This window comes from Micromonospora globispora (assembly GCF_003857015.1).
GTDB classification, from domain to species: domain Bacteria; phylum Actinomycetota; class Actinomycetes; order Mycobacteriales; family Micromonosporaceae; genus Micromonospora; species Micromonospora globispora.
The window spans coordinates 1-12,064 of sequence record NZ_QGGF01000612.1 but is presented as its reverse complement, the minus strand read 5'-3'; the positions used below and the strand labels follow the sequence as shown (position 1 = coordinate 12,064).

Below are 12,064 nucleotides of genomic sequence, written 5' to 3'. Positions count from 1 at the left end.
GCGTCCACACGAGAGGGGTGCCCATGACACGTCGAAGTCTCGCCACGTTGACCGTCGCGGTTCTCGCGGCTGCACTACCCGCTACCGCCGCGTCCGCAGTGGACCAACAGGATGTCGGAACCCTCCGGCTCACCGTGACCCAGCCCGACGGCGCCGTCGCCCGGGGCGCGATCGACGTGGTCGCCGCCGACAGCAGCTACCACCGATACGACCTGCTGGACGAGTCCGGCCAGCTCACCATCGAGGTGCCGGCCAATGACTACAAGATCAGGGTCACTCCGGCGTACGGCGACCCCGACATGCCGGACGACGGCCTGCAGCAGTGGGCGCACGGGAAGACGAGCTTCGCCCAGGCCGATGCGTTCCGGGTGACCGCGGGGGGCACCACGGAGGTCGCCGAGCGGCTGCTCCCGCCGAGCCCGATCACGGTGAAGGCGCGGGACGCGATCACCGGTGCGCCGATCAGCAGGGTCTGTGCGTTCGCCGACGCCCGCCGCAACCACTGTGGCGACACCGAGGTGACGATAAGCGGGCTGGTCCCCGGTCCGCAGACGATCCGGGTCTACACCGAGGACGGGAACTACCTGCCGACCGATGCCACGGTGATGGTGGTCGAGGGCAGCACGGCCACCGCCGTGGTCGACCTGACGCCCGCCGCCCACGTGGAGACCACGGTCGTCGACGCCGCCACCGGCGCACCGGTCGCGGGCGCGTGTGCGACCGTGGCGCCGGCCGGCACCGGGGAGTTGCCGCGGGTGGGGTCGCTGGCGTGCTCCGACGAGGCGGGGCGCCTCCGTCTCGACAGCCTCGAGGCCGGTTCCTGGAACCTCTTCGTCCGACCGACGAACGGTTCGCCGTACGGCGCGCAGTGGGTGGGTGCCACCGGCGGCACCGGCGACCCCGCCCGCGCCCGCACGGTGACCCTCGCGGCCGGCCGAACCGTCAGCGTCCCGCCGGTCCGCCTCGACCGGGCCGGCGTCATTACCGGCACGGTCACCAGCGCCGCCACCGGCGCGCCGGTCACCGCTGGCGAGGTGTCCATCGCCCACGCCGACGGGCTGTCCTACCTCCGGTGGGGGACCTCCCTCGACGACCAGGGCCGGTACCGGCTGGACTGGCTGGGGCCGTACAAGTGGCCGCTGCTGTTCACCACCGATGACCACGCCCTGCAGTGGTCCGGCGGGGTGCCCGTCCGAAGCCGGGCGAAGCCGGTCACCGTCCGGACCGGTCAGACCACCGTCTACAGCCCGGCCCTGAAGGTGGGCACGGTGGTGACCGGTCGGGTCACCGATCCCGCGGGGCGCCTGGTCACGGCGGACCTGGAGTTCCACAACGCCCGCACCGGCGAGGTCGTCGGGAAGGTCTGGGACTACGACGGTGAGTATCGGGCGCTGGTGCTCGGCCGGCAGGACGTCACGATCGCCTGGAAGTGGCAGCCGCCCTTCGTCTCCTACGCTGGCTGGTACGACGGTGCCACCGACGCCGCGAGCGCGAAGCAGGTGCTCATTCCGCGCAGCGGCACGGTGACGCTCGACGTCGGGGTGGGCCGGATCCCGGCGACGAACTGAGTGCCGGGGACGGGCCCTGGCCGGGCGGGACAGTGCACGCCCGACCAGGGCCCGATCACCGGGCCCCGTCCAGCCTGGCCCGCTGCTCGGCGGTCAGCTCCAGCTCCACCGCGGCCAGGCTCTCGTCGAGCTGCGCCACCGACGAGGCGCCGACCAGCGGGATCGCCGGGATGTCGCCGCCCATCAGCCAGGCCAGCACCACCTGGTTCACCGTCGCCCCGGTCTCCGCCGCCACCTCCCGCAGCGCGGCCAGCCGACCCGGGACGCTGGGCAGGTCGTAGTCGGCGCCGAGCGGCTTGTCCGTCCGGGTGTAGCCGCCTCGGATCAGCGGCGAGTAGGCGACCAGGGCCAGCTCCGGCTCGGCCCGCAGGTAGCTTGCCAGGTCGGGCCCGACCGACCCGACGTCACCGTCCGGGTCCAGCTCGCTGGGCAGGTCGTGGCGGCGGTGCAGGTAGGTGTGGTGGTACTGGAGCACCTCGTACCCGGGCAGGCCGGCCGCGGCGGCGATCGCCCGGGCCCGCTCCACCCGCCAGGCCCGGTGGTTGCTCGCCCCCAGCAGGCCCACGGCGCCCTCGCCGACCAGCTCCGCGAAGCCCTCCACGGTCTCCCGCAGCGGCACGGTCCGGTCCTCGATGTGGGCGTAGAGCAGGTCCAGCCGCTCCACGCCGAGTCGTTCCCGGCTGCGCTCGGCCGACTCCCGGATCACCTTCGCCGACAGGCCCTCCGGGTTGTCGAGGTAGCTGGTGCCGGGGGCGAGGGGCCGCGCGCCGAGCTTGGTGGCGATGATGATCTCCTTCCCGACGCCACGGCTGCGCCGCCACCGGCCCAGCAGTTCCTCGCTCTCCCCGCCCTGGCCGCCGTTCATCCAGAACGCGTAGTTGTCGGAGGTGTCGATGAAGGTGCCGCCGGCCTCGACGTACCGGTCGAGGATGGCGTACGAGGTGGCCTCGTCGGTGGCGGTGCCGAAGAGCATCGCGCCCAGGCTCAGGACGCTGACCTCCCGGCGGGTCGCCGGGTCGGTGCCGATCGTGCGGTATCTCATGGGTCCTCCCCGCTGGATGAGAGCCGTCGCCGACCACCGTCCACCTTCGAGCGCACTCGAGGTCAAGCCCTCACCAGGGCAGCACTCCGTAGCCGCCGCCGGCGTCCATCTGGAAACCCCAGAGCAGCCCGCTCGGCCCGTCCGCCGGCAGTGTCGCCAGGTGCACGCTCACCTCGGCGCCCTCTTCGGGCGTACGGAAGCCGCTGTGGTGGTTCAGGTCGGTGGCGCAGTAGCCGGGGTTGGCGGCGTTCACTTTGATCGGGGTGTCCCGCAGTTCCTTGGCGTACATCGCGGTGACCATGTTCAGCGCCGCCTTCGACGACGGGTACGGCACCGAGGTGAGCGCGAACAGGGCGCCCTGCGGGTCGGTCATCACCGCGATCGAACCCACCTCGCTGGAGACGTTCACGATCCGCGCGGCGGGCGCCTTCCGGAGCAGCGGCAGCAGGGCGTTGGTCACCGCCACCACCCCGAAGACGTTCGTCTCGTACACCTCCCGCAGGGTGGCGAGGGTGGTGGCGCTGGGCAGCCCGGCGCCGTCGGCCCGGACGATGCCGGCGTTGTTGACCAGCACGTCGAGGTGGCCGTACTCCTGCTCGACCAGCTTGGCCGCGGCGGCGACCGACGCCTCGTCGGTGACGTCCAGCGGCACGAACCGGGCGTCCGCGCCGCCGTCGCGCAGCGTCCGCTCGGCCTCCCGGCCCCGCGCCGCGTCCCGCGCGCCGACCAGCACGGTCATCCCGCGCGCGCCGAGCTGCCGGGCGGTGGCCAGGCCGATTCCCTTGTTGGCCCCGGTGATCAGGGCAATCGTCGTCGTCATGACACCGAGCCTGCCGCCGGCCGCGGTGGGTCGGGAGAGACCCGCGGAGGCTGGGATCGGCGGTACCACCCTGACCGGCCGCGGGTGGGGCAAGCTGGAGGGCATGACGAGCAGCGGGTTGCGGCGCGACGAACTGGCGGCGTTCCTGCGCAGCCGCCGCGCCCGGCTGCGCCCCGCCGAGGTCGGCCTTCCCGACGGGGTACGCCGCCGCACGCCCGGCCTGCGCCGGCAGGAGGTCGCCCAGCTCGCCGGCATGTCGATCGACTACTACATCCGCCTCGAACAGGGCCGGGGGCCGCACCCGTCCCGGCAGGTGCTCGCCGCGCTGGCCCGGGCGCTGCTGCTCACCCGGGACGAGCGGGAGTACCTGTTCCGGCTCGCCGGGGAGGCCCCGCCGCCGTCGGCCGGGCCGAGCCGCGAGGTGACCCCGGGGCTGCGGCATCTGCTGGACGCGATGACCGAGACCCCGGCGTACCTGGTCGACGCCCGCTACGACGTGCTGGCGTGGAACCGGCTGGCCACCTTCTTCGTGGGCGACCTGTCGGCGGTGCCGGTCGACGAGCGGAACATGATCCGCTGGATGTTCCGCCGGCCCTTCCCGGAGGACGACCCGGAGCTGCTGCGGTTCGCCCGCACCACGATCGCGGACCTGCGGGCCGCGTACGGCCGCTGGCCCGGCGATCCGGCGATCGCCGCGCTGGTCACCGAGCTGCTCGGGGTGTCGCCCCCGTTCGCCGCGCTCTGGGCCGAGCACGAGGTCAGCGAGCGCCGCCCGACCGTCAAGCGGGTCGCCCACCCGGAGCTCGGGCCGCTGGAGTTCGAGTGCCGGGTGCTGCACGTGCCGGAGACCGACCAGCGACTGATCGTCTACGTGCCCGAACCGGGCTCGCCGACCCAGGCGGCCTTCCGCCGCCTCGCCGAGCGCGTCGGCTCCTGACCAAGCACGAAGAAGGGGCCCCCGAGGGAGCCCCTTCTTCCGTCGACTCAGCTCGGGACGTAGTCGAACGTGTCCGGGTTCGGGCCCTGACGGCCGGCCTCGCCCTTGTCCAGCGCGGTGATCCGCTCCATCGTCGCGTCGTCCAGCTCGAAGTCGAAGATCTGGAAGTTCTCCTCGATCCGCTTCGGCGTGGTCGACTTCGGGAAGACGACGTCGCCGCGCTGCACGTGCCAGCGCAGCACCACCTGCGCCACCGTCCGGCCGACCTGCTCGGCGATGTCGACCAGGGTCGGGTCGTCGAGCACCTTGCCCTGCGCGATCGGCGACCACGCCTCGGTGAGGATGTTGTGCGCCTTGCCGTACGCGCGCACCTCCTCGTTGCCGAAGTACGGGTGCACCTCGATCTGGTTCACCGCCGGCACCACGTCCGCCTCGGCGGCGAGCCGCTCCAGGTGCGGGACCTGGAAGTTGGAGACGCCGATCGAGCGGGCCCGGCCGTCGCGCTGGAACTCCTCCAGCACCTTCCAGGTGGAGACGAAGTCACCGTCGTAGAGGGTCGGCAGCGGCCAGTGGATCAGGAACAGGTCGATGTAGTCGAACTTCAACGCCGCCAGCGTCGACTCGAACGCCTTGCGGGCGTCGTCGGGACGGTGGAAGCCGTTGTTCAGCTTGCTGGTGACGTAGACGTCGCCGCGGTCCAGCCCGGAGGTGCGGACCGCCTGGCCCACCTCGGCCTCGTTGCCGTACATCTCGGCGGTGTCGATGTGCCGGTAACCGACCTCGAGGGCCCGACCGACCGCCTCGGCGGTGTCCTTCGGCTCGATCTGGAAGACCCCGAAGCCGAGCTGCGGGATGGTGTTGCCGTCGTTGAGCGGGATCTGGGGAATGGTGTTCGCGGCCATCGAAGCCTTGTCTCCCATCGGTCGGGGGCGCCCGGAAACGCTTCCACACGTTGCGCCGGGCCGTGCAACCTGTTCGTGGTACCCGCTGCAACGCGCTCCTCACCGACTGCCCGGCTAATCTGCGCCAAGTCAGCCCGCCGGGGCTCAGGTGCGGTGCTTAGGCGTCGGCCATCTCCCGCAGCGCCTGCACGGACTTCCAGTTCCGGGTGGTCGCCACCACGTCGAGCTTCTTCTCCAGGTACGCGTTGGTGAACTTGCTCCGGCCGTACCCGCCGTCGGGGAAGTGCAGGTGGACCTCCCGACCGGCCACCGTGTACTCGACGTTCTCGCCGCCCGGCACGGTTAGCTCGGCGACCCGGGCCTTGGTGGGCTCGGCCGACAGGAACGCCACCAGCAGCCGGGCCGGGTCGTCCTGCTTCTTCGCGTACGGGCTGGCCGCCATCACCTCGGCCAGCTCGGCGCCGCTGCGGACCAGCACCGGGACGGTCATCCCCAGCTCGTCGGCGATCGCCCGCTCGATGCCCCGCGCCAGCTTCGCGGTGTCCGTCGCCGTACTGGTGAAGACGACGTTGCCGCTCTGCAGGTAGGTCTTCACGTCCTCGTGGCCCAGGTCGGTCACGAGGCGGCGCAGGTCGGCCATCGCGATCCGGGTGGCGGTGCCGACGTTGATGCCGCGCAGCAGGGCGACGTACCGGCTCATGCCGCCTCCTCGCTCTCGATGAGGGCCCTCAGCCTAGTGCCCGTACCGCTTCCGGCGCCTTCCGTCAGAGCTGGCGGATGGCCGAGGAGTTGACCCGGTATCCGATGGTCCGGTCGACGATCCGGTCGATCAGGTCCGCCTTCTTCAGGCCGGTCACCCCGCGCATCTCCAGGTGCGCCGCCAGCACCCTGAGGTCCTTGGCGTTCCACGGGGACAGGTAGACCGTACCCTCGTCGCGGCTGCCCATGGCGGTGAGCGTCGCGCGGGCGCCGTCCGGATCGAGGGCCGGCGCGGCCGGCCGGTGGGCGCCGACGGTCCGGGAGGGACGTCGCGCGGCCGGCACCCGTGGGGCCGAGGCGCCGAACGGCACCACCGCCAGCCGGGCCCGGCCCGCGGCGAGATCGGCGACGTCGGCCTCCGGCAGCTCCTGGAGGAACTCGGCGACCCGGGCCAGCACGGCGATGGAGAGCTTCGCGTTCGTCATGCCGCCGCCCTTTCCGGCTGGAGGTTCTCGAGGAACTCGGTGGTGAGCTGGCGCAGCTCGTCGCGGACCGCGGGGACGGTCAGCCGGTTGCGGAGCACCACCGGGACCCCGCGCGGGGTGTTGCTGGCGTAGAGACTGACGTTCTCCCGCAGCGCGGTGGGGAAGACCGGCAGGCCCAGCGCCCGGGTCTGGTCCATGAAGCCCTGATGGGCGGCGATCGGCCGCTGCGCCATGAGCTGGATCATCGTGAACACCACACCGGCGATGCCCGGCGCCACCTTGTGGTGCCGCCGGACGGTGGCGAACCGGCGGGCGTCGGCGTTGTACCGCTCGACCAGCTCCTGCACGTTGCCGTAGAGGTAGTCGATGCCGAGGGTGGACAGGTAGTCGGCCCGGGCCGGGATGACCAGGTGATCGCTCGCGATGATCGCCGACTGGGTGACCACGTTGAAGTTCGGCGGGCAGTCGATCAGCACCATGTCGTACGGATCCAGCACGTGCTCGTGCAGCGCCCGCGCCAACGCGCCGCGTACCCGGAACAGCTCGGCGTCGTATTCCTCGCCGTTGGCCACGCCGCGGGCCAGGGCCAGGTCGATGTCGATCAGCCCCAGGTGGGAGGCGATCAGGTCGAGCCGGCCGGTGCCGGTGATGTGCGCGTTGGCCGGCCCGGGGGAGACCACCAGATCGCCGAGGGTGACCGGCCCGTCGTCCCCGCGCAGGCTGTCGTACCAGCGCTTCACGGTCCTCGCGTCGCGCAACCGCTCCCGCCAGTCGTCCGGGTCGTAGAAGCTGAATGTGAGGCTGGTCTGCGGATCGAGGTCGATCAGCAGCACCTTCATGCCCCGGTTCGCCAGTTCCGCGCCGAGGTTGGCGGTCACCGTGGTCTTGCCCACCCCGCCCTTGTAGTTGATCACCGACACGACGTACACCGGCACCTCCCCGACCGGGAACGGTAACGGGCGATCGGCGTTTGGGACAGACCGCCCAGCGCCGGGGTCGCTGGTGCGGCAGCCAGCGGATAGCGTCCAGCCCATGCGCGTGAATCCGCGGTACGGCGTCGGGCTGCTCCTCGCCGCCGCGTCGGTCCTGTGGTGGGCGGTCGGCATGGCGGTGCTGCAACCGCTGACCGAGCCGGCCGGGCCCTGGTCCGAGGTGCTGCCCGGGAACAACACCTACTGGGCGCGGGACCTGCGGTTCACCGCCCTGATCGCGATTGTGCTCGGGCTGGTCCTCGCGGCCGGCGGCCGGCGGGTGCCGACCCGGATCGCGGCCCTGCTCGGTGTCGGCTGGCTGTTGGCCGACGTCGCTGTCGACCGGTCCGACCTGGAGGGCTGGGCCTACGTGGCGCCGCTCGCCATCGCCGGGTGCGCCGTGCTGGCCGGGGCGGTGCTGCTGCTCCGCCGCCGGCCCGGCGACGACGTGGACGAGGTCGCCGCCCGGCGTACGTTGCTGGTCTGCGCCTGCGTCGCGGCCGTCCTGGCGGTCTTCGGCGCCGGCGTCGAGTCGCCCACCGACCGGGAGCCGCAGCTCACGTGGGCCGGCCTCACCACCGGGGTGCTGATGCTGGCGCTGACGCTCTCCTGCGCGCTGGCCGCCGCCGGGTCGGTCACCGGTGCCCGCCGGTGGCTGACCGCCGGGCTGGCCATGGCCGGGCTCGCCGGGCTCACCGCGACCCGCCTGCTTCCGCCTGACCCGCGGGTCCTGCCCATGTGGGCGACCGCTGTCCTGCTGCTGACCGGGATCACCCTGCTCGCCTGGGACCACCCGGACGGGCGACCGCATTGGGGTCGGCACGTTCTGGCTGGCGTCTCAATCGCCGTCGGTCTGCCGGTACTGGTGATCATCCTGGTCACGGTGACCAACTTGGTTCCGATCGGACCGGTGATGACGGCGCTGAGCGGCAACATCTCCATCAGCGACGCCGACTCCGACGTGTTGGTCTCCATGGTCGGGCTGGTGGCCGGGCTCGTGATCGGGGTGTTCCTGGCCCGGCAGATCGGCCTCGGCTATTCCGCCGACTGCCGGCATTCGGAGCCGGGGCAGCCGGTCGGGAAAGCGGGTCAGGACTCCTTGTAGACGGGCAGCCCGAGGGTGGCGCGTACCTTGTTCGCCTGCGTGCCGCCGTCGTGCGCGGCGGCCGCCCGGATCTCCCGCATCAACGCCTCGGCGCTCGTCGCGGCGCCGGCCCGCTGCCAGTGCGGCAGGGCCAGGTCGTTCTCCTTGAGCAGCGCGGCGACCGGGGTCTGCACGTTCGCCGGCCAGGCGGTGGTGCGCAGCTGCTCGGCGTGGGCGGCGTTGGTGGTGGCGACCGTGCGGGCCAGGCTGCGCACCGTCCGCCACGGCTTGCCGGCCTTCAGGGCGTCCTCCAGCTCCTCCAGCGCCGTGTTGTACGGCGCCACGATCGCCAGGTACCGGCCCTTGGCCTCCTTCATGGTCAGCGGAGCCGCGGCGCTCGCCGAGGGGGCCTGCCAGGCCGGCAGCTGGGTGGCCGGTTTGACCTGCTGGCCCCCGCAGCCGGCGAGCAGCAGGACCAGGGCCAGGGCGGCGGGCCAGCGACGCACGGGACTTCCCATCTGAGCCGGGGCGGGACACCGGGATTCTAGGGGTGACCCGGCGACCGCCGGCGCCGACCTATTCGACGACCGGGAGGACGACCTCGTTACGGCGCAGAAACCAGGGCTTCCACGGTGGGTCGAAGCGGGCGTACCGGACCGCGTCGGTCGGCTGGAGCCCGGCGGCGGTGACCGCCCGACCCAGCGCGGTGGCCCGTTCCTCGAGCGCGCGGGCGCTCCACCGGCCGGAGAAGCGCACTGCGGCGGCGAGCTGCGCGGGAATCTCCCGGGTGGTGATGCGGGGATCCTCCGGCTCAGGCAGCGTCGCCGCGGTGAAGCTCGCCGGCATCACGAACCGCACCAACCAGCAACCGGGCTGGTCGCCCTCCTCCTGGACCACCGGCGCCGTCATCGGGATCTCCCTTCGGGACCGGTTCGCCCCGCCGATGTACCGGGCCAGCGGCCGGAACGCCTCGTTGCCGGCCTTCTCGAAGGGACCCTCGACGCGTACCTCGGCCACCAGGTGGGCCGGGTAGCGGCGCAGCTCGAAGCGGGGGTGCCGGGCCAGCACCCGGTACGGCTGCTGCTCGGTCATCACACGCTCCCGGCTTCGCTGTCCCGCCGGAAACGCTACCGGCCCGGACGGCGGCCGGCAGCGGAACGGCCGGTCAGCCGGCGCCCCCGGCTGCTGCCCAGGTGCGGTACCCCCCGTCCAGGTTGGACGCCTCCCGGCCGGTCCGGCGCAGCAGCATCGCCGCGGTGTGCCCGCGCTGCCCCACCTGGCAGTAGACGATCAGCTCACCGGCGGGCAGCTCGTCGAGCCGGTCGCGCAGTACGTCGAGGGGGACGTTGACCGCGCCGGGAATGTGGCCGGCGGCGTGCTCGGCCGGGCTCCGGACGTCGATCAGGTGCGCCCCGGCGGCCAGCCGGGAGGTCAGCTCGTGTCACTGCACCGTACGGGTGAGCCGGCGCGCAGGTTCTCCGCCACGTAGCCGAGCTCCGCCGCAGCCGCGATCGACGCTATCCGGGCGACTCGCCCGCCCGTCAGGGTCCAAGGTCCCGGGGCCCGAATCGATGAACGCATACACTCAATCTTGGTGGTATCAAATTTGGTTGTATCTGGAGTGAGTGCATGGACGGTTTCGTCGGGCGTACCAGAGAACTGGCGCTGCTGGACGGCATGCTGCGCCGGGTCACGGGCGGCGGGCGCGCCGGCCGACCGGGACGGGCGCTCTTGATGCGGGGGCGTCGCCGGGTCGGCAAGTCCCGGCTGGTGGAGGAGTTCGTCGAGCGGGCCGAGGTGCCCCACCTGTTCTTCACCGCCTCGGCTCAGCCCACCATCGCCGCCGACTTGAACCTCTTTGTCTCGGCGGCGGCAAGCTCGACGCTGCCCGGCGCCGACCTGTTCGCCGCGCAGGCGCCCCGGACCTGGGACGCCGCTCTCACCCTTCTCGCCGCCGCGCTGCCGGCCGACCGGCCGAGCGTGGTCGTGCTGGACGAGATGCCTTACCTGATCGCCACCGACCCGGGCTTCGAGGGGACGCTGCAGAAGGTGTTCGACCGGGAACTCTCGCGTCGTCCCGTCCTCCTGGTTTGCATCGGTTCAGACCTCGCGATGATGGAGGCGCTGAACGACTACGGCCGCCCGTTCCACCAGCGGGCCACGGAGATGGTCGTGCCACCGTTGAGTCCCGCCGACGTCGCCGAGATGCTCGACCTGCCCGCGGCCGAGGCGTTCGACGCCTATCTCGTTTCCGGTGGGCTGCCCCTCATCCTCGACGAGTGGCCGGCGGGCTCGTCGCTGACCGACTATCTCGCCGATGCCGTCACCGATCCCACCTCGGCACTGCTCGTCAGCGGAGAGAGGGCGCTGGCCGCCGAGTTCCCCGCGCAGTCCCAGGCGGGTCTGGTGCTGCGGGCGATCGGTTCCGGGGAGCGCACCTTCTCGTCGATCGGCCGCGCCGCCGGAGGCATCCCGCAGGCCTCGCTCACCCGGGCTCTGCGCCTGTTGAGCGACAAGCGGATCGTCGACGTGACCCTCCCCCTCTCCACCCAGCCGTCCCGGGAGACCAGGTACCTCGTCTCCGATCCGTACCTGCGGTTCTGGCTGTCGTTCCTCGGCCCTTGGCTGCCGGAGATCGAGCGCGGCCGGGGCGATCTGACCCTCGCCCGCATCACCTCGTCCTGGACATCCTGGCGGGGGAGAGCCGTCGAACCGGTGGTGCGTGAGTCGTTGCGCCGGTTGCCGGCCGGTCAACTGCCGGAGAACACGGCGGTTGTCGGTGGGTACTGGACCCGGACGAACGATCCGGAGATCGACCTCGTCGGTGCCGATCGGGCACCCGTGGCGAGGCGCATCACCTTTGCCGGCTCGGTCAAGTGGCTGGAGAACAGTCCCTTCGACGCACACGACCTGAGCCGGCTGCTGCTGCACCGCTCCCGCTTGCCCGGTGCGGACGAAAAGACGGAGCTGATCGCTGTCTCGCGCAGCGGGCGGGCGGTTGAGGGCATCAGGGTGCTCGCTCCGGAGGACCTGCTGACCGCATGGGGGGATTGAACTCCTGCCGGTCCGGCTCCGTACCAATCGACGAGGATGTGGTGCGGCGGGTCAGCCGCACCGCTGCCGAGCTGCGGGAGGCCTGCCGTGCGAGTTGGTGAGCAGTCGACGGATCCCATCGATCAGGTCCTGGGTGAGGTGCCGGTTCCGGCGCCGCTGACCCCCGAGGATGTCCGGCTCGCGGTCCGGGCGGTGGTGGTGCACGCCGCCGAGGAGTGGCCCGCCGGACCGAAGTGCCGCAACGACGGCGCGACGTACCCCTGCCGGCTGCACCGCTGGGGGCGGCGGGTGCTGGAGGCCCACGGCCTCAACGAGCGTCAGATCGACGCGCTGATCCGGCACGGCAACCCGTTCGTGCACGTCCCCTTCCCGTTCGTGCTGACCGGCCCGGGGCCCGCCCGGCCCTCGGCTCCGGTCACCCAGTCCCCGCGCGGCCAGGCCGGCCGGGTCGCCGCACCGGGGGCGCGGCCCGCGATCCGGCCCGGCGGTACCGGTCGGCCGG

At 72.3% G+C, this 12,064-nt stretch carries 14 protein-coding genes; 5 read left to right on the top strand and 9 right to left on the bottom strand.

Annotated elements, in window-relative coordinates:
* Positions 1-134: 134 nt before the first annotated feature.
* Positions 135-1,568, top strand: a complete 1,434-nt coding sequence (locus DKL51_RS30455) for a hypothetical protein (RefSeq protein WP_124812919.1) — start codon at positions 135-137, stop codon at positions 1,566-1,568.
* A gap of 55 nt (positions 1,569-1,623) precedes the next feature.
* On the opposite strand, the gene DKL51_RS30450 is transcribed toward DKL51_RS30455, so the two are convergent.
* Both DKL51_RS30450 and DKL51_RS30445 read right to left on the bottom strand, forming a co-directional pair.
* Positions 1,624-2,610, bottom strand: a complete 987-nt coding sequence (locus DKL51_RS30450; RefSeq protein ID WP_124812917.1) for an aldo/keto reductase — start codon at positions 2,608-2,610, stop codon at positions 1,624-1,626.
* A gap of 70 nt (positions 2,611-2,680) precedes the next feature.
* Entirely contained in the window at positions 2,681-3,430 is a 750-nt protein-coding gene (locus DKL51_RS30445) for an SDR family oxidoreductase (RefSeq protein WP_124812915.1), read from the bottom strand.
* Between DKL51_RS30445 and DKL51_RS30440 the strand changes: the two genes are divergently transcribed.
* Positions 3,429-4,367, top strand: coding sequence for a helix-turn-helix transcriptional regulator (locus tag DKL51_RS30440; RefSeq protein WP_260428721.1), 939 nt, complete (start codon positions 3,429-3,431; stop codon positions 4,365-4,367). The two genes, DKL51_RS30445 and DKL51_RS30440, sit on opposite strands and share 2 nt — an antisense overlap.
* A gap of 47 nt (positions 4,368-4,414) precedes the next feature.
* Here the strand turns inward: DKL51_RS30440 and DKL51_RS30435 are convergent, their stop codons facing one another.
* From DKL51_RS30435 to DKL51_RS30420, 4 genes are all read right to left on the bottom strand, one after another.
* Positions 4,415-5,269, bottom strand: coding sequence for an aldo/keto reductase (locus DKL51_RS30435; protein WP_124812913.1), 855 nt, complete (start codon positions 5,267-5,269; stop codon positions 4,415-4,417).
* Between the two features lie 157 nt (positions 5,270-5,426).
* The gene (locus DKL51_RS30430) at positions 5,427-5,969 is read right to left on the bottom strand and encodes a DUF1697 domain-containing protein (protein WP_109948072.1); all 543 of its coding nucleotides are present in this window, start codon (positions 5,967-5,969) and stop codon (positions 5,427-5,429) included.
* A gap of 64 nt (positions 5,970-6,033) precedes the next feature.
* Positions 6,034-6,453, bottom strand: a complete 420-nt coding sequence (locus DKL51_RS30425) for a hypothetical protein (protein ID WP_124812911.1) — start codon at positions 6,451-6,453, stop codon at positions 6,034-6,036.
* Complete coding sequence (locus DKL51_RS30420; RefSeq protein WP_124812909.1) at positions 6,450-7,382, bottom strand: ParA family protein; 933 nt, start codon at positions 7,380-7,382, stop codon at positions 6,450-6,452. The genes DKL51_RS30425 and DKL51_RS30420 overlap by 4 nt, the downstream gene beginning before the upstream one ends.
* A gap of 103 nt (positions 7,383-7,485) precedes the next feature.
* On the opposite strand from DKL51_RS30420, the gene DKL51_RS30415 reads away from it, so the two are divergent.
* On the top strand, positions 7,486-8,529 hold the full coding sequence (locus DKL51_RS30415; protein ID WP_124812907.1) for a hypothetical protein: 1,044 nt from the start codon (positions 7,486-7,488) through the stop codon (positions 8,527-8,529).
* On the opposite strand, the gene DKL51_RS30410 is transcribed toward DKL51_RS30415, so the two are convergent.
* The 3 genes from DKL51_RS30410 to DKL51_RS35935 form a co-directional block, all read right to left on the bottom strand.
* Positions 8,514-9,014 (bottom strand): hypothetical protein, encoded by a 501-nt coding sequence (locus tag DKL51_RS30410; RefSeq protein ID WP_124812905.1) that lies wholly within the window; start codon positions 9,012-9,014, stop codon positions 8,514-8,516. The two genes, DKL51_RS30415 and DKL51_RS30410, sit on opposite strands and share 16 nt — an antisense overlap.
* Positions 9,015-9,084: 70 nt before the next feature.
* A complete protein-coding gene (locus tag DKL51_RS30405) occupies positions 9,085-9,600 on the bottom strand; it encodes an SOUL family heme-binding protein (RefSeq protein WP_109948068.1) in 516 nt (171 codons plus the stop codon).
* 73 nt (positions 9,601-9,673) lie between these two features.
* Positions 9,674-9,910, bottom strand: coding sequence for a rhodanese-like domain-containing protein (locus DKL51_RS35935; protein WP_260428725.1), 237 nt, complete (start codon positions 9,908-9,910; stop codon positions 9,674-9,676).
* A gap of 227 nt (positions 9,911-10,137) precedes the next feature.
* On the opposite strand from DKL51_RS35935, the gene DKL51_RS30395 reads away from it, so the two are divergent.
* Together DKL51_RS30395 and DKL51_RS30390 are read left to right on the top strand one after the other, a co-directional pair.
* Positions 10,138-11,562: an ATP-binding protein gene (locus DKL51_RS30395; RefSeq protein ID WP_124812903.1), complete on the top strand. Its 1,425-nt coding sequence runs from the start codon at positions 10,138-10,140 to the stop codon at positions 11,560-11,562.
* Between the two features lie 87 nt (positions 11,563-11,649).
* The coding region (locus DKL51_RS30390) for a hypothetical protein (protein WP_124812901.1) at positions 11,650-12,064 on the top strand (415 nt) is incomplete at its 3' end.